Raw genomic sequence first — 21205 nt, 5'->3', positions numbered from 1 at the left:
TTTTCCCATAAGTTTTATTTGTGCTGCACATGAATCAGGCAGCACATGAGGCATTGAGCTGTTGTAATTTGATTTTCAAATCTTCCATTTGGTCGATCAGATGGTTCATCATGATTTGTGAGATACGGGAAATTTGCCGTTTCGGTGCCACACAAAGGGCAAGGGTCAGTGGATGCATACCTTTTTCAATGATCGGTTTAAACATCAGTTCATCGCGTTCTAAATAAGGCAAGGCGTCGATATAGGAAAGTACCCCAATTCCTAAGTTGCGCTCTGCCAGAGAAGTAATCATGCGAATGTCATTACATTCCAGCTTTTGCTGTGGCATAAATTGGTGATGTTTATACAGGCTATAAACATAGTCATGAATGATTAAAGGGGCGCAGGGAATGAGATGCTTGAAGTTTAAAGTGTCGGAAAAATAGATTTTTTCTGCCTGAGCCAAAGGATGAGATTTGGCCATCACAAATCCAACCGGGATTTCCACAAAAGACATGACTTCGAGCTGATTATGACTTTTAGGATTGAGCAGAATGCCAAAATCAACTTCAGCATCCATAATCATTTTAGAGACAGTATCACTTTCCTGAATCTGGATATTGAAATTGATCCAGGGATAGTTTTCATACATGTATTGCAGGGAATCTAAAACGAAACCGTCACTGAGTGCCGCAATGAGCCCGAGTTCAATGCTGCCGCGCGATAAACCCTGAATTTCATCAAAACGTATACAGGTCTGTTGGAATTCTTTTTGCCATTTGAGTAGGTCGGCATAGAGCAATTCACCCGCTAATGTCAGCTTCAGGCCACTCGGCAACCGTTCAAAAAGCACGATGCCAAATTCTTCTTCTGCCAGAGCGATCTGACGATGAATCGCGGAGACGGAAATATAAAGCTGATCAGCTGCTTTTCTGAGGCTGCCTGTTTTGGCTACGGCAATAAAATATTCTGAAAATCTTGAAAAAGTAATATTCATAAAATCACATCAACCCACCTGCACATCGTTTTAATCACATAATTTTCAGCTGGAAACTAAGTGATTCTGGTTCTATGCAAGTGGACAAGCGATTTCTGTGCCAATTTTCAAAGAAATGGAACGGTAAAAGTTTTGTGTTCTATTTTTTGGAACATGGGCTACGAAACATTCTAATAGACAGCAGAACAGGCATTTGGCTAATTTTATTAAAGAACAACTAGGCAGCTTAATGAGATAAAAATTTAAGCCGTTGTCATGCGATAAATATTTGTGAGTGAACTATGAATGCGATCCCGGTGCTTAATTTATTCAGTCAACCGCACTGTAGCGGCTTTGACCCATCAGACTGGAATATCCTGGCTCAGCATTGGTATCCAGTTGCCCGTATTCAGGATGTGAGTACTACGCCACAGCAGGTACAACTTCTGGATGTGAAGATGGCCCTATATCAAACTGAGAGTGGCAGCATTCATCTGGTTCGTGATATCTGTCCGCATCGTGGTGTACCATTAACCAAAGGCTGGGTAAAGGGTGAAGAAATTATTTGTCCTTATCATGGCTTGCATTACAACACGCAAGGAAAATGCACCAAAATACCGGCTCAACCAGAACTAACCAACATTTCGGATCGTTTTACCTTAACCAAGTTTCCAGTGGTCTTGAAATATGGTCTGGTCTGGACCAGCCTGTTTAGCCGGGATGAATCAGAAGCTAATTTCCCTGATCTGGATACCTGGGACAGTGAAGAGCACCAATCCATCTTACCGCCATTTGTTGATATCGGTGGTTCAAGTGGCCGGCAGCTGGAAGGCTTTATTGATGTGGCGCATTTTGCCTGGGTGCATCATGAATCGTTTGCTTCACGTGATAATCCGATCGTGCAAAAGTATTCCACTGTGCGCACTCCTTATGGCTTGCATACAGAATATGTCAGCGATGTCAGCAACTATCCACATGGCTTGCAGCATCTGGCACCCGAAGGATTTTTGTGGAAACGTGAGTTTGATGTTTATCCACCATTTTCAGCGATTTTAACAGTGCATTTTCCGGAAAATGGCATCCTGAAAATTCTGAATGCCTGCTGTCCGGTATCTCACAATAAAACCCGTTTATTTGTGCCATTGACCCGTAATTTTGATACGACTGGTGATCTGCAAGCGGTTTATGACTTTAACGCACAGATTTTTGCTGAAGATCAGGACATGGTCGAAAGCCAGAAACCAGAAGAATTACCTTTGGATATTACGATGGAAGCACATTTTGAAGCTGACCGGTCTTCGACAACTTATCGCCGCATTCTGGCGGAATGGGGTCTAAGCAAGCGCTATATTGTTTAAATTAAATTTCCTCCTTTATGCACCCTGGTCTGTTGGGGTGCTTTTTTTATTCCATGCCATCTGTTCAAAGTCCTATTTTATAAGCACATATGACCTTTGAACTTTCGATTGTTAGAGTAATTTATGCCACAGCCTAGCCATGAGCAAATGCTATCTTTTTTAAGATTATCCAATAAGGTTGCCAAGCGGGCAATGTCTTTAGGCCATCATCCTTTTGGTGCGGTGCTGGTCGCGCCTGATCATGAAACGGTTTTACTGACCCAATGTAATATTGATACGGTCAACCATGCAGAAAGTACTTTAGCCCGGATCGCAGCCAGCAATTTTACGCCGGATTATCTGGCTGAATGCACCTTATATACGGCAGTTGAACCTTGCTGCATGTGTTCTGGAACGATTTATTGGGCCAATATCGGGCGGGTGGTCTATGCCATGACCGAAGAAAAATTATTGCAATGTACTGGAAACCATAATGAGAATCCGACTATGAGTGTTTCTGCTGAGTATGTTTTTGCTCATGGTCAGAAGAATATTGAGCTGATTGGACCAATCATGGAACTTGAACAGGAAACGGTTCAATTGCAAAAAGACTTCTGGTCATCTCGGTGAAGATTTGAAATTATTCTTTTTATAATTCTACTTCATTTTATTTATATTATTTATAAGACCATAAAAACAGATTTTCCGGATTGTAGGCTCAATTTAAAACCCTGCAATCCAGTCTCTATTTTCTAAAAATACTTTCCTTAATTTTCTATTTTTAAAAATCCATTTTATTCATTCAGTGCATTGCCAATTATACGCCATTTATTAGCGCACACGATTTAGAGCTAACGCACTTATCTAGCGCAGATCAAAAGAAAATCACAAGAATTTTTAAATATTCGGTCTTATTAATTTCTCAGTCTTGAGTTGAGCCTAGTTTTCTAGCAGCTTTGCTCATTGGCTAAGACCGAAATCTATATTTCTCGGCTTACTTTCTTAATTATTAAACTTTTTTATACCAATAATTTTCTCTAAATCTCTGTAATTAATAAAAATAAATAAAAGAACAGATCATTCTAAAAATTATAAGTGTCTTGCAATCCGCCTGTTCTATTTTTTGAACCGAATTGGAATAGAAGTTGCTAATTAATAGAAATATAGCAATCAGTAAAATTTTTGATGTCGATTCAGATCTTTTAAAGCCGCTATTTATAAAACTCAAATGGCATTCACGGAGGCAATTTATGCTGAATATGTCCAAACATAAAAAGATAATGAAAAAATTTTCACTGCCTGTAATTGCGGCTGCAATTATTGGTTTGGGGATCAGCAGTCAGAGCTTTGCAGTCGATAAAGCTGCATTTGTCTATATTGGACCAACCAGTGACCATGGCTGGACGTATTCTCATGATCAGGGGCGTATTAAAGCTGAAAAAGCTTTGGGCGGAAAATTTAAGACGACTTATATCGAAAATGTACCTGAAACGGCCGATGCTGAACGTGTGATTCGTAATCTGGCACAGCAGGGCAATAAAGTGATTTTTGCGACCTCTTTTGGTTATATGAACCAGATGGAAAAAGTCGCGAAACAGTTCCCAAATACCGTATTCATGCACGCGACCGGTTATAAGCAGGGGAAAAACCTAGGCATCTATGATGTGCGTACTTATGAAGGTGCTTACATGCTGGGTGTAGTGGCAGGGCAAACCACCAAAACCAACACCTTGGGCGTTGTAGCTTCATTCCCGATCCCGGAAGTGGTTCGTAATATTAATGCCTATACCTTAGGTGCACAAAGCGTCAATCCTAAAGTCAAAACCAAAGTCATCTGGGTGAACTCATGGTTTAACCCGGGTAAAGAACGTGATGCGGCTTTGGCGCTGATTTCTCAAAAAGCTGATGTGCTGATGCAGAACACAGATTCGCCAGCAGTCGTGCAAGCTGCCCAGCAAAAAGGCGTATATGCCTTTGGTTGGGATTCAGACATGAGCAAATTTGGTCCTAAAGCGCATCTGGCTGCTTCAGTATTGCACTGGGAAAAAATTTATACCCCAGCCATGCAGCAAGTGGCTAATAAAACCTGGAAACCTGCCGCTCTCTGGTATGGCGTAAAACAGGATGCAGTGAAAATTGAAAACTTCGGACCTGCTGTTCCTGCCAAGGTGAAACAGTCTGCTTTAAATGCACAAAGTGCGATTCATAAAGGCACATTACATCCATTCCAGGGCCCAATCTATAAACAGGATGGAACTTTGGTGATTGCCAAAGGCGGCAAAATGACAGATGAAGCGCTTGGAAAAATGAACTTCTATGTGAAAGGGGTTGAAGGTTCATTACCTAAATAATTCTTTCACTATGTGTATGACTTAAAAATAAAAGAAAGTAAATCCTGAAAAATCATCCCCCAGTCCATGAATCACTTTATGGACTGGGCCAAAATGAGTGGAGACTGAGTTATGAGCGATCTGCCTCACATGTCAAATGACATCGAAACGTCATCGCTCAATGAGCAGCAAATTCCACGACTGGAGCTGATTAATATCAGCAAAAGCTATAACTCATTGAAAGCAAATGACAGTATTAATCTAAAAGTCCAACCTGGGCAAATTCATGCCATCCTGGGTGAAAACGGTGCTGGTAAAAGTACCTTGATGAAAATCATCTACGGCGCGACCAAAGCGGATAGCGGTCATATCGTCTGGAATGGCAAAGAAGTACAGATAGAAAGTCCGTCGATGGCCAGAAAACTGGGCATCGGCATGGTGTACCAGCATTTTTCCCTATTTGAAACCATGACCGTGGCTGAAAATATTTTATTAGGTCTGGATGAGAAAATAGATTTAAAAAGCTTAGCGGCTAAAATTACCGAAGTATCAGAACAATATGGCTTGCCGGTAGATCCACGGCGTGAAGTTTTTTCTTTATCGGTTGGTGAGCGACAACGGGTCGAAATTATCCGCTGTCTACTCCAAAATCCGTCCTTACTCATTTTAGATGAACCGACTTCAGTCTTAACTCCACAAGCGGTACGTCAGTTATTTAAAACTTTGCGACTGGTGGCTTCGCAAGGTGTCTCAATTCTTTATATCAGCCATAAATTGCATGAAATCAAAGAACTCTGTGATGAAGCGACGATTCTGCGTAATGGTAGAGTCACCGGCTATGTACTGCCTTCTGAAAACAGTACCAGTGAACTGGCCAAATTAATGATTGGCCGGGAATTGCCGACTTATGCGCATGCTGAATATACAGGCGAACATCGCACGCTGTTTCTGGTGAAAAACCTGAATTACGAAACTGATGATCCTTTTGGCGTGTCCTTATCCAATATTCAACTCAACCTGAATTCGGGTGAAATTCTGGGCATTGCCGGTATTTCGGGTAATGGTCAATCTGAATTATTGGCACTGCTTTCAGGTGAGCAAACGGCGAAAAGAGGTCAGGTTTTTCTACTAGATCATGATATTTCTGAACTCAGTGCAGGCCAGCGACGTGATCTAGGCTTGGGCTTTGTTCCGGAAGAGCGTTTAGGTCGGGGTGCTGTGCCGAATATGACATTGGCACAAAACACTTTATTGACTGCTTTTCGTCAGGGTTTAAACAAATGGGGCTTTATCCAGTTTGAGAAAACTGTCGCTTTTGCCCAGCAATGTATCGAAAAATTCGGGGTAAAAGCTGCAGGACCACAAGCTGAAGCCCGCAGCCTTTCGGGTGGGAATCTGCAAAAATTTATTGTAGGGCGTGAAATCCTGCAACAGCCCAAAGTGCTGATTATTTCCCAGCCAACCTGGGGCGTTGATGTCGGCGCATCGATGTTTATCCGTCAAACCCTGATTGATCTTTCTCGTCAAGGTGTTGCGATTTTAGTGATTTCAGAAGAGCTGGAAGAACTGTTTGAAATTAGCGACCAGATTTGTGTTCTGGCTGGTGGAAAGCTGTCAGCACCTGTTCCGGCTAAAAATACCAATGCAGAACAGATTGGCCTGCTCATGTCAGGTATTCAGGCAGATCCAGCAATATTAGCTGAGTCCGAGCCTGTCCATGAAGTACATGCGTAGAGAAGAGGTGTAAATATGCATTTATTAGAACCTAGAGAACATCCTTCTCAATTGATGAAATGGCTTTCACCCGTGCTTGCATTACTCGCCATGCTGGTAGTAGGTAGCCTATTGTTTTTAATGCTTGGGGTGAATCCTGCTCAGGCTTTATATATCTTTTTTATTGAGCCATTGACTTCAGTCTATAATCTGAGTGAACTGATAATTAAAGCCAGTCCGCTGATTTTAATTGCCTTGGGTCTGGCTGTTGGGTTTCGTGCCCGTCTGTTTAATATTGGTGCCGAGGGGCAGTTGGCTATGGGGGCCATCTTTGGCGGTGGTATTGCCATCCTGTTTCATGAGCAGATCGGCTGGTGGATTTTACCTTTAATGGTGATTATGGGTGCGATTGGTGGTGCAATTTGGGGTCTGATTCCAGCGCTGCTAAAAACCCATTTTAATGCACAAGAAACCCTGACCACCTTAATGATGAACTATGTGGCATTTTTTCTGCTGATGTATCTGGTTAATGGCCCATGGCGTGATCCAGATGGCATGAACTTTCCACAATCCGTAATGTTCTCGGAAAGCGCGACCCTGCCGCTGATTATGGAAGGCACACGGATTAACGCCTCAATTTTTATCACGATCATCGCAGTGGTGCTGTTCTGGGTTTTTATCCGTAAGAGTCTGATGGCTTATAAACTAGAAGTCAGTGGTCAGGCACCTTTGGCAGCTCAATATGCAGGATTTTCAGCTAAAAAAGCTATCTGGTTAAGTTTGGGGATTTCCGGCCTGATGGCGGGGATTGCCGGAATCTGTGAAGTAGCAGGTCCAATCGGCCAGCTCAATCCGAATATCTCACCAGGTTATGGTTATGCAGCCATTATTGTGGCTTATCTTGGCCGATTAAATCCAATTGGAATCGTACTTTCAGGTTTCCTGATGGCGCTGATCTATTTAGGTGGTGAACTGGCACAAATGCAGTTGCAGCTCCCAGTCGCCATTACCGGAATTTTCCAGGGCCTGCTTTTATTTTTCCTGCTGGCTTCAGATGCCCTGATTGAAAACCGCTACCGTTTTGCCAAAAAGAAAGTCAAAAAAACCATTACCACTGCGCAAGCAGCCTGAACCAGACAGAAGAAGGATAACAACATGAGTATTGAATTAACCGCAATTGTTGCCGGAACTGTCGCTGCGGCAACGCCTTTAATCTTTGCCGGACTGGGTGAGCTAGTAGCAGAGCGTACCGGTGTCATCAATCTTGGGGTAGAAGGCATGATGCTGGTCGGTGCCATTGCCGGATTTGCTTTCGCTAGCCAGTATGAAGCCAGTGTCGCCAGCGCCTTATTTATGGGCGGATTGGCAGGCACATTGATGGCACTGATTTTTGCATTTTTTACCTTGTCTTTAAGCACCAACCAATCTGCCTGTGGTCTGGCACTCACTATTTTTGGGATCGGGATTTCAGCCTTTCTTGGACAGAATTATGTCAGTACTGCCTTACCGGGTCTGGAAAATCTCAAAATTCCGGGACTCACCGATATTCCATTCATAGGACCAGTCCTGTTCCAGCAAAACTATGTGGTGTATCTGTCCATTCTTGCTTTTGTACTGGTGTGGTGGGTACTGAGTAAAACCCGTTTAGGTTTGTTATTGAAAGCAGTAGGAGAATCTCCGGAAAGCGCACATGCCATGGGCTATAACGTGCTGGCGATTCGCTATGGTGCAGTCATGTTTGGCGGTGCGATGGCAGGTATTGGCGGTGCTTTTTTATCTACGGTTTATACGCCGATGTGGATTGAAAATATGGTTGCAGGACGCGGCTGGATTGCAATTGCTTTAGTCGTTTTTGCTGCATGGAAACCAACGCGTTTGATGTTGGGTGCCTATCTGTTTGGTGGTGTAACGATTTTACAGTTTCATGCCCAGGCTCTGGGTCTAGAAGTACCGAATGAACTGTTATCGGCATTGCCATACATTGCAACGATTGTCGTCTTAGTCCTCATTTCACGTGACAAGAGGTTATTGAAACTCAATTTACCAGCATCACTCGGCAAAACCTTTAGCCTTTAATCGGACAAATCTCAGGAATTACTTTATGAAAATTATAAGCGCAGATTATGTCCTGACCATGAATTCCAACCTGGACTGTATTAAAGATGGTGCCATCCTGATTGATGGTGCTCTCATTAAACAGGTAGGAACATTACAGGAATTAACTCAGCAATATCCTGAAGCTGCAGTTACTCAGTATCCCAAAAGTTTATTGATGCCGGGTTTGATTAATACCCACTGCCACTCAGGCCTGCTACGCGGTACAGCCGAGGGTCTGCCAGTCTGGGACTGGTTGCAACAGTTTATTGACCCGATGCATCGGGTAGTGACTCCGGAAGATGCCAAAATTGCCTCTTATCTCTGTTATGCCGAAGCGCTGCTATCCGGCACGACTACCATTGTGGATATGTGGCGTTATATGGAGGGTAGTGCCGAGGCAGCACAGCAATTAGGTATACGTGCAGTGCTGGTGCCCTATGTGGCTGAACATCCAGATCACAACTATTTTGAAACCCTCAACAGCAATGAAGCTTTAATTCAAAAATGGCATCAAGCTGAAAATGGACGAATTCAGGTCTGGGTTGGCCTAGAGCATCTGTTTTATGCTGAAGAAAAGGCCTTGGTACGTATCCAGAAAATGTGTCATGAATATCAGACTGGCTTTCACACGCATAGCAACGAAAGCAAGTTTGATGTCGAAGAAAACCTTCGACGTTATGGCATGCGCCCGATCCAGACGCTGGAGCAAATGGGTATGCTGGATGTGCCTCAATGTCTGTTAGCGCATTGTGTCTGGGCCGATTCAACAGAGATCGAAATCTTAAAACACTATAATGTTGGTGTTGCACATAATCCGATCTCGAATATGAAACTCGCCTCTGGAGCTGCACCCATTACGAAAATGCTTAAACATGGCATTGCTGTAGGATTGGGTACTGACGGCGAGAAAGAAAATAATAACCTGGATATGTTTGAAGAAATGAAAACGGCTTCATTACTGGCGAAGTTTTCCGGTTTAGATGCCGCAGCACTCGATTCATGGTCAGTCTGTCAGATGGCAACTCGGACAGGTGCCAAAGCCTTAGGTATGCAGGATCAGATTGGTTCGTTAGAAGCTGGAAAACTTGCCGATATTATTGCAGTAGATATTGCAACTCCAAGAATGACCCCCTTGATCGATCAAGGCCCGTTATTTAATTTACATACCAACCTAGTGCATGCAGTACAAGGACAGGATGTACATATGACGATGGTGAATGGCCAAGTGGTAGTAGAAAACCGGAAACTGGTACGTGCTGATCTGCAAATCTTAATTGATCAGGTCAATCAGGCTGCTCCAGCCTTGTTCCAGCGACGCACGAAATGGCTCGCAGAACAGGGAAGTGCGGTCAATGAATTACAGCGCCTGTAAATAAAGTTTAAAAACCAACCCTAACTTTAAACAGACTTATCTATGCTCCAGAATGGATAAAAAGGCTTCGATAAAGTTAGGCAGTCTTTTATGATGGATCTGACCGACCTTGATCACTTCATAGGTCAGACCATCAGCCTGAAGGTTGTTACTTTCAGCTTTTAATTTTTGCAGTGTCAACTGCAAGCCTTTTAACCATTCTTCAAGCGCCTTGATCGGGATATCATTTTTAAGATCTCCACCTTGCATGGCAGTTTTAAAATGACTCAAGGTCGTACTATCCTTAAAGCAGGCTTCCACCTGATGTTCAGTATTTTCAAACAGGTCATGCTTAATCACAAATAAAAATTTTCCAATCGCTGGCTTAAGCGCGCTGAGATAAATATTTTTTTCATTCAGGGTATATCTTTTATTTCTGGTATTAATAAATTCTGAATTCCAGCCTTGAGATTCTAGAAAATGATCCATTTCAGCGAAGATGAGATCAGTGACTTGTTCCTCAATGCGTTCTGCGAGTTCCTTCAGTTCATGACTGAGCACGATCAGATTATTTTCCAGCTTTGAGCGCTGGGATTTTTCTTCATCATGCTGCTTGGATTGGGCCAAAATGGCCTGGAAGCGTTGTTCAGGCGTCATGATTTTACTCACTTGATATGCAGCCTTGATCACTTAATCATGTGACTGAAAAGCTTTAATTGCAAGTAGGAATAAAGGAAGATATTTCGGTAGACTCTAAAATAAATAATATATTTATATTGATACAAATTATTGTTTTTAAATTTAATATTTATTATTAAAATATTTTTTTATTTAGTTTTAAACTCGAATCATTACATATTTTGTAGCGATTCAATAAAGTTAATGATCATTACTTGATTTACTCAATATCACCCATTAAAAGATAAAGCCTATATAAGGTGGTCAATAAGAATCTTGATAGAAGAGATTAAACAAGATATACATCTATAATCAACTATAAAGAGCCAATAATTTTAATTTTTACATATATTTAAACTTTATTTATTTAGTATAGATCACTCTTTATCTCATTTAATGATTATAGATACCTTTATAAAACCAGATTTTTTCAATTTTCCTCGCTAAGAAACTCAAGAATAGAAAGGCGATGACCATCAAGTTTCAGTATGAAAAATGCACAAAAGACCAAATGTTTTTTTTGTTACGCAATTCGAATTGGTAATTTTTTGTACAAAAGAACTGATGTAGAAGAATTATTTATAGGTGGTATTATTTTTATTAATATTATATTTATTTTCTCTTAAATTATTGAATTTAAAATTTAAAATTTTCTTAAATTAAAATTAACAAAAGGATTAGATTAGCTAAACTTCATAACATTATTAATACTTTTCCTTCATTATTTGAAACTATAAAATTAAATTAGTGTACTATATTTAGTAAAAACGTGATTAAGGTGAAGCATTTAATGTCTATTTCTCCCTTATCTAAGGCTGTCTATACATCCTTAGTTGGATTGCTATTGGCAAATACAACTACCCAGGCCGCTGATGCATTTAGTGCAGAAAGTCCGTGGATGTTGGGTGACTGGAATGGTCAACGTATCCAGCTTCAAGAGCAGGGCTATGATTTTAGCTTTGGATATACAGGTGAAATGGCGACTTTACTTGACGCGAAACGCTCAAATAGCCATGGCACAGAATATACCGGTCAGTTAAACCTGGGTGCTCATCTAGACTTGGAAAAAATTGCTGGCTGGCAAGGCACTGAAGCACAAATTACGGTGACTCATCGTGATGGCCGTAATCTTTCGAATACTTCTGATGCGCTTACAGGACATTTAAGTTCAGTACAGGAAGTATGGGGTCGTGGTCAAACCTGGCGTCTAACAGATTTCTGGATCAAGAAACAATTCCTGGATCAAAAACTGGATGTCAAAGTCGGACGTTTTGGTGAAGGTGAAGACTTTAACAGTTTCGATTGTGATTTCCAGAATCTGGCATTGTGCGGTTCACAAGTGGGTAACTGGGTAGGGGATCAATGGTATAACTGGCCAGTTTCTCAATGGGCTGCGCGGGTTAAATATAACGTTACCCCGGAAGTTTATACTCAGGTAGGGGTTTATGAATACAATCCTGAAAATGCTGAGAATCGTGGCAAAGGCTTTAACCTGAGCACAGACGGCTCTAAAGGCGCGATCATTCCTGCAGAAGTGGTCTGGACACCGAAACTGGGTGAGCAAAAACTGCCAGGTGAATATCGTGCTGGTTATTACTACAGCACCGCTGATGTAGATGTCATTGATACAAATTCAGATGCTAAAGGTCATCATCACGGGGGCTGGATCGTAGCGAAACAACAAATCACTGCACATCCTGGGGATACTTCTCGTGGTTTAAGTGGTTTCGTGAACGTCACTGTTCATGATTCTAAAACCAACCAAGTTAGTGATATGCAAAATATCGGTCTTGTCTACAAAGGTGTGATGGATGCCCGTCCACAGGATGAAATCGCTTTGGGTGTTGCCCGTATCAATATGAACAATGATGTATTGGGTAACCGTAGTGAAGAAGTCGATGCGGAAATCTATTACGGCATTCATGCAACTAACTGGCTGACCATCCGTCCAAACCTGCAATATGTCCATCATGTCGGTGCATATAAAGACGGTGAAAATGTCTGGGTGGGTGGAATTAAGTTTAATACGTCGTTCTAATCGGAGTTTTTAGTTGCAAATACACAATTGATTCTTCCATTACGTTGGGGTATTGATGAACTGATACTCCAAGTATTCATGTATTTATAACTAAGAACTTAACAATATGGTGTCTATGCCGCTTAAGTGCTTAGACGTTCAAGAAATCAAAAAAAAGGTGTTCAATATGAATACTTCGTCTTCAGGTTCAGTACTGAAAACGATTCTGGCAGCTATTGCTGCCATTTTCGGTTTGGTTCTGCTATTTGGAGGAATATATCTGGCAACACTTGGTGGGTCTTGGTACTACATCATTGCCGGTCTGTTCTTCCTGGCGACAGCCGTGTTATTACAAAAACGTAAAAGCACAGCCCTTATTGTTTATGCAGTATTGGTCCTTGGTACAGTGGTATGGGGTCTTTGGGAAGTGGGTTCAGACTTCTTTGCACTGGCACCACGTCTAGATATTTTAGGCCTGTTTGGTCTGGCTCTGCTGATTCCTGCAGTGACTCGCGGTTTTGGTGACAGCAAAGCTGCAAAAATGGCGCTGACAGGCTCTCTGGCAATTACGATTGCTGTCATGATTTATTCTGTATTTAATGACCCGCAAGAAATCCGTGGCGAATTAAAATCACAACAACCTGCAGTCCATCAAGCCATTCCGGGTATTGCCGATGAAGACTGGCCTGCTTATGGTCGTACTCAGTCAGGTTTACGTTATTCTCCATTAAAACAGATCAATTCTGAAAACGTAAAAGATCTTGAACTGGCTTGGGAATTCCGTACTGGCGATACTAAAACAGATAAAGACTCTGGTGAAACGACTAATCAGGTGACTCCAATTAAAGTGGGGAACAACCTGTTCATGTGTTCAACTCACCAATATCTGATTGCACTCGATCCTGCAACTGGTAAGGAAAAATGGCGTTTCGACCCTAAACTGAAAGCGGACAATACCTTCCAGCATTTAACTTGTCGTGGCGTATCTTATTATGATGCGAACAATACTGCAGGTTTTGAAAGCAGTCTGGCTGCACGCTCAACAACTTCTGCTGAATGTCCTCAAAAAGTGATCTTACCAGTCAATGATGGACGCCTGGTTGCAGTGAATGCGACTACGGGTAAAGTATGTTCTGACTTTGGTAACAATGGTGAAGTTGATCTGCAAAAAGATATGCCATTCCCATATCCAGGCGGTTATAACCCGACTTCACCTCCAGTAATTACAGGTACAACCATCATTATCGCGGGTTCAACCACTGATAATTACTCAACTGAAGAACCTTCAGGTGTGATCCGTGGTTATGACGTAAATACCGGTGAATTATTATGGGTATTTGATACTGGCGCAGAAGATCCAAACGCGATTCCAGCTCCAGGACAAAAATTTGTAAACAATTCGCCAAACGCATGGGCACCATTGGCTTATGATGCACAGTTGGATATTGTCTATGTACCAACAGGTGTAGGTACACCGGATATCTACGGTGGTCACCGTACTGAGCTAGATGAGCGTTATGCGAACTCAATGCTGGCACTGAATGCGTCAACTGGTAAATTGATCTGGAACTTCCAGACGACCCATCATGACCTTTGGGATATGGATGTACCAGCTCAACCGACATTAACTGATATCAAAGACAAAAACGGGAACATGGTTCCAGCGATCTATGTGCTGACCAAAACCGGTAATGCCTTTGTGTTAGACCGTCGTACAGGTGAAGCGATCGTTCCGATTACTGAAAAACCAGTACCTCAGTCAGTAAAACGTGGTCCGCAAACTAAGGGCGAGTGGTATTCAAAAACTCAACCATTCTCTGACTTTGACCTGGCACCTAAAGATAAATTGACTGATAAAGACATGTGGGGTGCCACTATGTTTGACCAGTTGATGTGTCGTGTATCGTTCAAGAAATTAAACTATGACGGTATTTATACACCTCCATCTGAAAATGGTACGTTGGTGTTCCCAGGTAACCTCGGTGTATTCGAATGGGGCGGTATGTCAGTCAACCCAGATCGTCAAATTGCATTGACCAATCCAATTGGTTTGCCATTCGTGACTCGTTTGATTCCTGCTGATCCTAACCGTGAGCAAACTGCCAAAGGTGCAGGTACAGAAGCGGGCGTACAACCAATGTATGGCGTGCCTTATGGCGTAGAAATCAGTGCCTTCCTGTCTCCATTCGGCTTGCCATGTAAGCAACCTGCATGGGGTTATGTGGCTGGTGTTGACCTGACCAATCATGAGATCGCTTGGAAACGTCGTATCGGTACCATCCGTGACAGTATGCCAGGTATTCCATTGCCTCCATTCAAAATGGGTGTACCGATGTTAGGTGGTCCAATCTCGACTGCGGGTAATGTGATGTTTGTTGGTGCAACTCAAGACAATTACATCCGTGCGATCAACGTGACTAATGGTGACGAGCTGTGGAAAGGTCGTCTACCTGCAGGTGGTCAAGCGACGCCAATGACTTATGAAGCCAATGGTAAGCAGTATGTTGTGATTATGGCGGGTGGCCATGGTTCCTTCGGTACCAAAATGGGTGACTCTTTGGTTGCCTATGCACTACCTGACAATAAATAATGAAGTTTTATAGTTAAGTAAAAAAGCCTGATTCGTCAGGCTTTTTTATGCAAAATACAGGCTGTTATGACAATAAAGCTTGATTATAAAATCATGAACCTTTAGCTCGGCTTTCCTGCAAGTATTCAGTTTGATCTTTTGCAGATGCTGAGTCTTCAAAATTAATAAGACACTTTTAAAACGTTTGAACTCCCATGGCATGAGTGAATGCCAGATATCAGGAATATTAGCTATGCATCTTCATACCACGCGGTTACCGATGAAATCGACTTTATCCTGTCTGATTGCTTGTATCAGTCAAGGAATTTATGCGGAAGAACCGGTTACAGAGGTACAGCGACTGGCTCCCATTGTGGTTGAAGCAACCCGTACAGACCGTGCCATTCTGGAAACACCGGCATCTGCCTATTATCTGAATCAGGAACAACAAAATAGCTTAAATGTAAACCTTTCTGAAACCTTAAAAGGTGTACCAGGGTTGCAGCTGAATAACCGCGAAAATTACGCTCAGGATTTACAGATCTCAATGCGGGGCTTCGGTGCACGTTCGACTTTCGGTGTTCGAGGAGTACGTTTATATGTCGATGGTATTCCTGCGACTATGCCGGATGGGCAGGGGCAAACCTCGAATATTGACCTGAATAGTCTGGATCATATTGAAGTGTTGAGTGGTCCATTTTCCTCGCTATATGGTAATTCTTCTGGCGGAACCATCCTGACACAAAGCCGTGAAGGACAGGGACCTGATTCAGTCACTTTAGGATATTCGGGTGGCAGTCAGAATAAAGGCCAAACGAACCTGGTGCTACAAGGTGGTTCAGAGAATGCTTCTGAACCAAGCTATATCATCAGTTCATCTTATTTTGATACGGATGGTTTCCGTGACCATAGCGGTGCACATAAAGTCCTGAATAATGCCAAGCTGACTTGGGATCTGGAGGATGGCTCTAAAATTAACTGGGTCAATAACTATGTCAAAATTACAGCAGATGATCCAGGTGGTTTAACTCGTGAGCAATGGAAGGCTAATCCCAAACAAGTTGTTGATAATGTACGTGATTATAATGCTCGTAAAGAAATTGAGCAATTTCAGACTGGTCTGACCTGGAACAAGCCAATTGGTGATCAGCAAGAACTATATAGTATGGCATATTGGGGGCAGCGTGAAGTTACTCAATATCAATCAATTAAAAATGTTGCTCAAAATAAACCTCAGCAAGCTGGTGGTGTCATTGACTTTGACCGTCAGTTTTACGGCGCAGACCTGCGCTGGACAGGCAAAGATATTCTTCCTAATACCAAACTGATTGCAGGTGTTGCAATTGATGGCATGACTGAAGATCGTAAAGGATATAAAAACTTCATTGGTAGCACTTTAGGAGTTAAAGGTGAGCTTCGTAGAGATGAAGATAATACTTTGTGGAGTGCAGACCCTTATTTACAAGCTTCTTATAACTTTGTACCTGATTTAACGCTGGATACTGGATTGCGTTATAGCAATGTACATTTTAAAACTAAAGATCATTATATTGTAGGTGAAAATAAAGATAACTCAGGTAAAACTACTTATGAGAAACTTTTACCTTCAGTTGCTTTAAGCTGGAAAATTCTTCCTGAATTAATGGCCTATACAAGCTATGCACAAGGTTTTGAAACACCGACCTTTACTGAAATGGCTTACCCAGCAAATGACAGTAATGAAACCCTTGGTTTAAAAGCTGCTGAAAGCGAAACTTATGAAATTGGTCTGAAATCTGCTAACCGCTTTGGTAATTTTATATTCGCAGTTTTTCAGACGACTACAGATGATGATATTGTTTCTGCTGGGAGCGAAGATGGGCGAGCAAAGTTTCGTAATGCAGATAAAACCTTAAGAAAAGGACTGGAACTATCCTGGAGTAAAGACCTGTGGCGTGATCTGGCAGCACAAGCCAGCTATAGCTATATTGATGCAACATTTGATGCCGATATTCCAACTATTGGTACAGTAGCTGCAGTTTCGTCAGGTAATTATATTCCTGGAATTGCTAAGAATCAGGCATTCTTTAGTTTGGGATGGAAGCCTGAAAATGGCTTTAATGCAGGTCTCGATGTGCGTTATTCAGACCGGATTTTTGTGAATGATATTAACTCTGAGGTTGCACCAAGTTATACCGTGGCTGGGGCTAATGTAGGCTATAATTGGAATGTCAAAGATTTGTCTATAAAAACGTTTGCACGCGTAGACAATCTGTTTGATAAGGATTATTCAGGTTCAGTCATTGTCAATGAAAGCAATGGTCGTTTCTATGAACCTGCAGAAGGTCGTAACTGGAGTGCTGGATTAAGCGTGACAAAAGAGTTTTAATTTAAATGTGACTTAAGCTTTCTCAATTTATTCAAGATCCATGTTCACATGTGTATGTCCGCCAAGATCAGCAATAAGTGCGAATCTAAGGCGGACATTTCTATTTGAATCTAACATATAGTGTTGTTATTCACCAATTAAAATGTCTATGCGATAAACCATTTAAAATGTCCTGTTTTTAACCACAAGAGTCAAGCACAGGATTTAACTTTCTTTGTTCAATATCGGCTTTCTGAGCTTTACGGCTCGGCATACTTTTCTTGGCACGGGAACGTTTATTCTGTTTCTCCAATTCTTCATGTTGTTGCTGGATATGCGCCAGGACTGAACCTAACCGTTTATTCTCAACAATCTCATTTTGCTGCAGCCCAGCCAATTTATTGAAGATGCTGTAGTTGAGCTTTCGTCCTTCATGCATGAGGGCCACAGTGCCATCCGGATACTCCAGAAATGAAATGTATTGCCCAGCAAGCTTATGATTCAGCTCTGTCGGTTCAAGCAGATAAATACATTTGTCATAGGTAATCGTCAGGTTCTTGGTGACCTTACGCGGTTCCTGCCAGGTAAAAATATCATCCAGTTCAAGATGAGATTCGGTTAATGGCCGATGCAGGTTCTTTGAGTTTCGCGCACATTTGGCGAACTTCTGATTGAACTGCTCAATAAAGCAGGGCAACCAGGCATTTGCTTCTGCAATCGAACAGATGCCTTCCAGGCGCATCTCCTTGATCAAACGGTCCTGAAGGGTTCTATTCGCTCGCTCTACGCGACCTTTGGCCTGGGGTGAATTGGCGAAGATAATATCAATGTTTAACTCATTCAGAATCCGCCCAAATTGCGTGATCTGGCTGTCTTGCCTGGATTTCTGGTTGACTCTAAATACCGAGTGTTTATCGCTATAAAAGGCCAAGGGCTTGCCGTATTGCTCAATGTAGGCTCGGGTTGAAAGCATATAGTCAAAGGTCGTTTCAGCCTCACAAAAGCGTAGATGCAACAGCTTGCCGGTAGCATCATCGATATAAACCAGCAAACAGCATTTGGTGGCTCTTCCTTCAAACCAGTCATGATATGAGCCATCAATCTGGATCAGCTCACCGAAGCAATCACGGTTATAGCGTGGCTGGTATGGGCGTTTTAGACGTTTGGATCGCGGAATCCAAAGGTCATTTGCAGTCATCCAGCGCCGAACCGTTTCTACCGGGATATTCAGGTCAAACATGCTGCTGAGCTTCTCATGCGCCAAGGTAGGTCCAAAGCCCAGCAGATGTTCAGAAATAATGGAAAGACATTGCGATTTTAATAAATCGTCATGGCGATGATGGCCCGGTTGACCACGACTGGCATGCGTCATGCCTGAAACACCATCTTGATTGAGCTTCTGCAATAACCGGGTAATTTGACGGGTGGAAAGATTCAGGATTTCAGCAGCACGGACTTGGGTAATACGATGATCTCGAACGTCTTGCAGAACTGCAAGACGTTGAATTTCTTTGTCAGACATAGTGATCAGCATCTATATTTTATATCCAGTCCATGGTGATAAAAACCATCATAAACCAGACATTTTTATTGGTGAGAATATAGACACTTTAAATGGGTTCTAACAAGTGTATTTCGTATAATGTATATTATGTTAAATAGGATATTATGCATATAGCCTATTTCTGTATGTGGTTGTTGTCCATGAAAGTTAATTATGAAATTTTCATCAGAAATTAAAGCTAATTATGAAATAAAACCCATTTTGGCAAAATTTCATAATTAGCTTTATCAAATGTATCAACCCAGTTCGTCTTATGAACTGGGTTGATGGTTCTTGTATCGCCTACCTACAAGAGAAACGCATCTGAAAAGATTTCTAACTTGGATATTTTACTTATCTATAAAATTAAAATAATTCTCCCGCTCTGAAATTAAACGAGTTCAACCGACATATACTTATAAGCCAGTCTAAATTTTATATTGAGCAAAACTTAAACTAATCGAATGTGGGTTTTGATTCTAATTGCTCAAAATTCTTGTTTGGTAATCTTTTAGATTAGGCCTCAACAACTAGCACTCAAAGCCGAACAAATTGCCCGTTTCTCTTGTTCAGGTAGCTGATGAGCTAAAAGCCCTTCAATTGTAAAAACTGCAATTTTAACTCTAGCCTCAATCTGATCTGATGACACCCCAATTTGCTGGAACTCTAAACGAAACAAAGCTTCAACCATGATATGGAATCGCTCATGCCACTCTTTCAGTTCTGATGAAAATTTCAATCTTGCATGCACAGTACTCACTAAGCGATCCACTAATTGAAGTTGATCCACTACCCAGATTAAACGTTCAGAAAGATCCTGCGAGGTTTGTAACATGTATTCATTTACATGCTTGGTTAACTCAGCATTCAGGATGCTAACCAATAATTCATCTTTATTTTTGAAATACCAATAAATTGTATTTGGGGCAACTCTAGCTTCAACAGCAATACGACTCATGGAAGTCGCATCATACCCTTCACTTAGAAACAACGAACGTGCAGCCTCGATGATCTCTTGTTGTTTTTCTTCCCGATCTTGTACACGTTTATTACGGGCCATTCAGATTTCTCACTCTTCTAGTAATTAAAGTGCTATCGCATAAAACTAATCAAAACAGCATCGTAAATATTTCTTGAATACTATTCAAGAATATAGTTAAATTTAGTTATCTTGATTAACATTCAAGATAACGTAAAAGAATAATAATGCACTATAGATTGATCAAAATAAGCTTAATTTTCTGGTGCATTCTTCAATAAAAATGAGATGGAAGGTAGCCATCAAAAAATCTAAGAGCAGGCAAACATATATGTCAGACCGCAAATATCCTGATACCTCACATATCAAGAAATCTGTCCTTGAATCTACATTTTTAACCGATGATGTCCTTTGCTCGGCAACATTACATATTCCAAATGATTTAGAAAATCAGAAACATCCAGCAATTCTTATGGTTGGTGGTTGGGGAAGTATTCAGGGTGCATTGACCGATTCTTTTATCAATCACTTTGTTGCCCAAGGTTATGCCGTGATGGAGTTTGACTATCCTGGATGGGGACGCAGTGCAGGCTTACCTCGACAAGATATTAATCCTTGGAAAAGAGTAAAAACTGCTCACCAGGCATTAGCTCATTTGAAGTCCTTGTCTCAGGTAGATGAGGACAGCATTATTGTTTGGGGTACTTCATTTGGTGGTGGACATGTAGTGGATTTGGCCGCAAAACACCCTGAATTAAAAGGGGCAATTATTCAAGTTCCTATGCTTGATGGGATCAGTACCGTACGTTCTGTTCCCCTGCCACAAATGTTTAAATTTTTTGGCTACGGTTTAGCGGATAGAATTAAACCTGGAGAACGAATTTGTATCCCAACTGTCTCACAACCAGGTCAATTAGGGGCCATGGATCGTGATCAGGCCTGGAATGCAATGGAACTTGCCAAAGAGAAGCTGAATATCGAATATGATAATCGTGTAACTGCACGTTCCCTGCTCACCATGGGTTTTTATCGTCCTTGGAAACGTTTAAAGCAAGTGGAAGTACCTATGTTGATTGTTGGCGCAACACAAGATACGGTTGCTCCCTTCGTTTCTAAAAAAATAGAAAAGGTTAAGAATCCATTTCTTCAAGTAGTGGAAATGGAAGCAGATCATTTTGATCCATACTTTGAACCTTATTTCTCAAAAAATGTACGCTATCAATTAGACTTTTTAAAAAGCTTAAATGCATAAAAAGCTAATACATGGGTGATATTGATCTAATGCCTTC

15 protein-coding genes are annotated in these 21205 nt (G+C 41.6%); 11 read left to right on the top strand and 4 right to left on the bottom strand.

Features of this window, described 5'->3' with window-relative positions:
- Nucleotides 1-34: 34 nt before the first annotated feature.
- Nucleotides 35-976 carry a LysR family transcriptional regulator gene (locus AC4MCD_RS07545; RefSeq protein ID WP_491875848.1) on the bottom strand — a complete coding sequence of 314 codons (942 nt, stop codon included), beginning with the start codon at nucleotides 974-976 and terminating at the stop codon, nucleotides 35-37.
- 281 nt (nucleotides 977-1257) lie between these two features.
- Here AC4MCD_RS07545 and AC4MCD_RS07540 point away from each other — a divergent pair, with 281 nt between their 5' ends.
- The 7 genes from AC4MCD_RS07540 (at nucleotide 1258) to AC4MCD_RS07510 (ending at nucleotide 9804) form a co-directional block, all read left to right on the top strand.
- Nucleotides 1258-2313, top strand: coding sequence for a Rieske 2Fe-2S domain-containing protein (locus tag AC4MCD_RS07540; RefSeq protein ID WP_491875847.1), 1056 nt, complete (start codon nucleotides 1258-1260; stop codon nucleotides 2311-2313).
- Between the two features lie 123 nt (nucleotides 2314-2436).
- Nucleotides 2437-2922 (top strand): nucleoside deaminase, encoded by a 486-nt coding sequence (locus AC4MCD_RS07535; protein WP_159123033.1) that lies wholly within the window; start codon nucleotides 2437-2439, stop codon nucleotides 2920-2922.
- Nucleotides 2923-3542: 620 nt separating this feature from the next.
- Complete coding sequence (locus tag AC4MCD_RS07530; protein WP_180053304.1) at nucleotides 3543-4643, top strand: BMP family ABC transporter substrate-binding protein; 1101 nt, start codon at nucleotides 3543-3545, stop codon at nucleotides 4641-4643.
- Nucleotides 4644-4754: 111 nt separating this feature from the next.
- A complete protein-coding gene (locus tag AC4MCD_RS07525; RefSeq protein ID WP_419374854.1) occupies nucleotides 4755-6356 on the top strand; it encodes an ABC transporter ATP-binding protein in 1602 nt (533 codons plus the stop codon).
- 15 nt (nucleotides 6357-6371) lie between these two features.
- Nucleotides 6372-7466 (top strand): ABC transporter permease, encoded by a 1095-nt coding sequence (locus AC4MCD_RS07520; protein WP_491875846.1) that lies wholly within the window; start codon nucleotides 6372-6374, stop codon nucleotides 7464-7466.
- Nucleotides 7467-7490: 24 nt separating this feature from the next.
- Nucleotides 7491-8411, top strand: coding sequence for an ABC transporter permease (locus tag AC4MCD_RS07515; protein WP_491875845.1), 921 nt, complete (start codon nucleotides 7491-7493; stop codon nucleotides 8409-8411).
- 25 nt (nucleotides 8412-8436) lie between these two features.
- Complete coding sequence (locus tag AC4MCD_RS07510) at nucleotides 8437-9804, top strand: amidohydrolase family protein (RefSeq protein ID WP_491875844.1); 1368 nt, start codon at nucleotides 8437-8439, stop codon at nucleotides 9802-9804.
- Between the two features lie 36 nt (nucleotides 9805-9840).
- Here AC4MCD_RS07510 and AC4MCD_RS07505 read toward each other — a convergent pair whose 3' ends face one another.
- Nucleotides 9841-10440 carry a hypothetical protein gene (locus tag AC4MCD_RS07505; RefSeq protein ID WP_034706654.1) on the bottom strand — a complete coding sequence of 200 codons (600 nt, stop codon included), beginning with the start codon at nucleotides 10438-10440 and terminating at the stop codon, nucleotides 9841-9843.
- A gap of 811 nt (nucleotides 10441-11251) precedes the next feature.
- On the opposite strand from AC4MCD_RS07505, the gene AC4MCD_RS07500 reads away from it, so the two are divergent.
- The 3 genes from AC4MCD_RS07500 (at nucleotide 11252) to AC4MCD_RS07490 (ending at nucleotide 17415) form a co-directional block, all read left to right on the top strand.
- On the top strand, nucleotides 11252-12499 hold the full coding sequence (locus AC4MCD_RS07500) for a carbohydrate porin (protein ID WP_419365178.1): 1248 nt from the start codon (nucleotides 11252-11254) through the stop codon (nucleotides 12497-12499).
- A gap of 166 nt (nucleotides 12500-12665) precedes the next feature.
- Nucleotides 12666-15068 (top strand): glucose/quinate/shikimate family membrane-bound PQQ-dependent dehydrogenase, encoded by a 2403-nt coding sequence (locus AC4MCD_RS07495; protein WP_491875843.1) that lies wholly within the window; start codon nucleotides 12666-12668, stop codon nucleotides 15066-15068.
- 232 nt (nucleotides 15069-15300) lie between these two features.
- Entirely contained in the window at nucleotides 15301-17415 is a 2115-nt protein-coding gene (locus AC4MCD_RS07490; protein ID WP_491875842.1) for a TonB-dependent receptor domain-containing protein, read from the top strand.
- A gap of 178 nt (nucleotides 17416-17593) precedes the next feature.
- Here the strand turns inward: AC4MCD_RS07490 and AC4MCD_RS07485 are convergent, their stop codons facing one another.
- Nucleotides 17594-18928, bottom strand: a complete 1335-nt coding sequence (locus AC4MCD_RS07485) for an ISNCY family transposase (RefSeq protein WP_491875841.1) — start codon at nucleotides 18926-18928, stop codon at nucleotides 17594-17596.
- Between the two features lie 532 nt (nucleotides 18929-19460).
- Nucleotides 19461-19997, bottom strand: coding sequence for a TetR/AcrR family transcriptional regulator (locus AC4MCD_RS07480; RefSeq protein WP_491875840.1), 537 nt, complete (start codon nucleotides 19995-19997; stop codon nucleotides 19461-19463).
- A gap of 250 nt (nucleotides 19998-20247) precedes the next feature.
- Here AC4MCD_RS07480 and AC4MCD_RS07475 point away from each other — a divergent pair, with 250 nt between their 5' ends.
- The gene (locus AC4MCD_RS07475; protein WP_491875839.1) at nucleotides 20248-21168 is read left to right on the top strand and encodes an alpha/beta hydrolase; all 921 of its coding nucleotides are present in this window, start codon (nucleotides 20248-20250) and stop codon (nucleotides 21166-21168) included.
- Nucleotides 21169-21205: the final 37 nt, after the last annotated feature.

It is taken from the genome of Acinetobacter sp. CAU_H_78 (assembly GCF_058599365.1).
Note: the sequence above shows the minus strand (reverse complement) of the source record. Positions and strands in the feature narration are given on the sequence as shown.

What these genes read in the sequence shown, in the direction of transcription:
- AC4MCD_RS07545 (WP_491875848.1), bottom strand. Translation starts at nt 976, where the DNA reads ATGAATATTACTTTTTCAAGATTTTCAGAATATTTTATTGCCGTAGCC.
- AC4MCD_RS07540 (WP_491875847.1), top strand. Translation starts at nt 1,258, where the DNA reads ATGAATGCGATCCCGGTGCTTAATTTATTCAGTCAACCGCACTGTAGC.
- AC4MCD_RS07535 (WP_159123033.1), top strand. Translation starts at nt 2,437, where the DNA reads ATGCCACAGCCTAGCCATGAGCAAATGCTATCTTTTTTAAGATTATCC.
- AC4MCD_RS07530 (WP_180053304.1), top strand. Translation starts at nt 3,543, where the DNA reads ATGCTGAATATGTCCAAACATAAAAAGATAATGAAAAAATTTTCACTG.
- AC4MCD_RS07525 (WP_419374854.1), top strand. Translation starts at nt 4,755, where the DNA reads ATGAGCGATCTGCCTCACATGTCAAATGACATCGAAACGTCATCGCTC.
- AC4MCD_RS07520 (WP_491875846.1), top strand. Translation starts at nt 6,372, where the DNA reads ATGCATTTATTAGAACCTAGAGAACATCCTTCTCAATTGATGAAATGG.
- AC4MCD_RS07515 (WP_491875845.1), top strand. Translation starts at nt 7,491, where the DNA reads ATGAGTATTGAATTAACCGCAATTGTTGCCGGAACTGTCGCTGCGGCA.
- AC4MCD_RS07510 (WP_491875844.1), top strand. Translation starts at nt 8,437, where the DNA reads ATGAAAATTATAAGCGCAGATTATGTCCTGACCATGAATTCCAACCTG.
- AC4MCD_RS07505 (WP_034706654.1), bottom strand. Translation starts at nt 10,440, where the DNA reads ATGACGCCTGAACAACGCTTCCAGGCCATTTTGGCCCAATCCAAGCAG.
- AC4MCD_RS07500 (WP_419365178.1), top strand. Translation starts at nt 11,252, where the DNA reads ATGTCTATTTCTCCCTTATCTAAGGCTGTCTATACATCCTTAGTTGGA.
- AC4MCD_RS07495 (WP_491875843.1), top strand. Translation starts at nt 12,666, where the DNA reads ATGAATACTTCGTCTTCAGGTTCAGTACTGAAAACGATTCTGGCAGCT.
- AC4MCD_RS07490 (WP_491875842.1), top strand. Translation starts at nt 15,301, where the DNA reads ATGCATCTTCATACCACGCGGTTACCGATGAAATCGACTTTATCCTGT.
- AC4MCD_RS07485 (WP_491875841.1), bottom strand. Translation starts at nt 18,928, where the DNA reads ATGCTGATCACTATGTCTGACAAAGAAATTCAACGTCTTGCAGTTCTG.
- AC4MCD_RS07480 (WP_491875840.1), bottom strand. Translation starts at nt 19,997, where the DNA reads ATGGCCCGTAATAAACGTGTACAAGATCGGGAAGAAAAACAACAAGAG.
- AC4MCD_RS07475 (WP_491875839.1), top strand. Translation starts at nt 20,248, where the DNA reads ATGTCAGACCGCAAATATCCTGATACCTCACATATCAAGAAATCTGTC.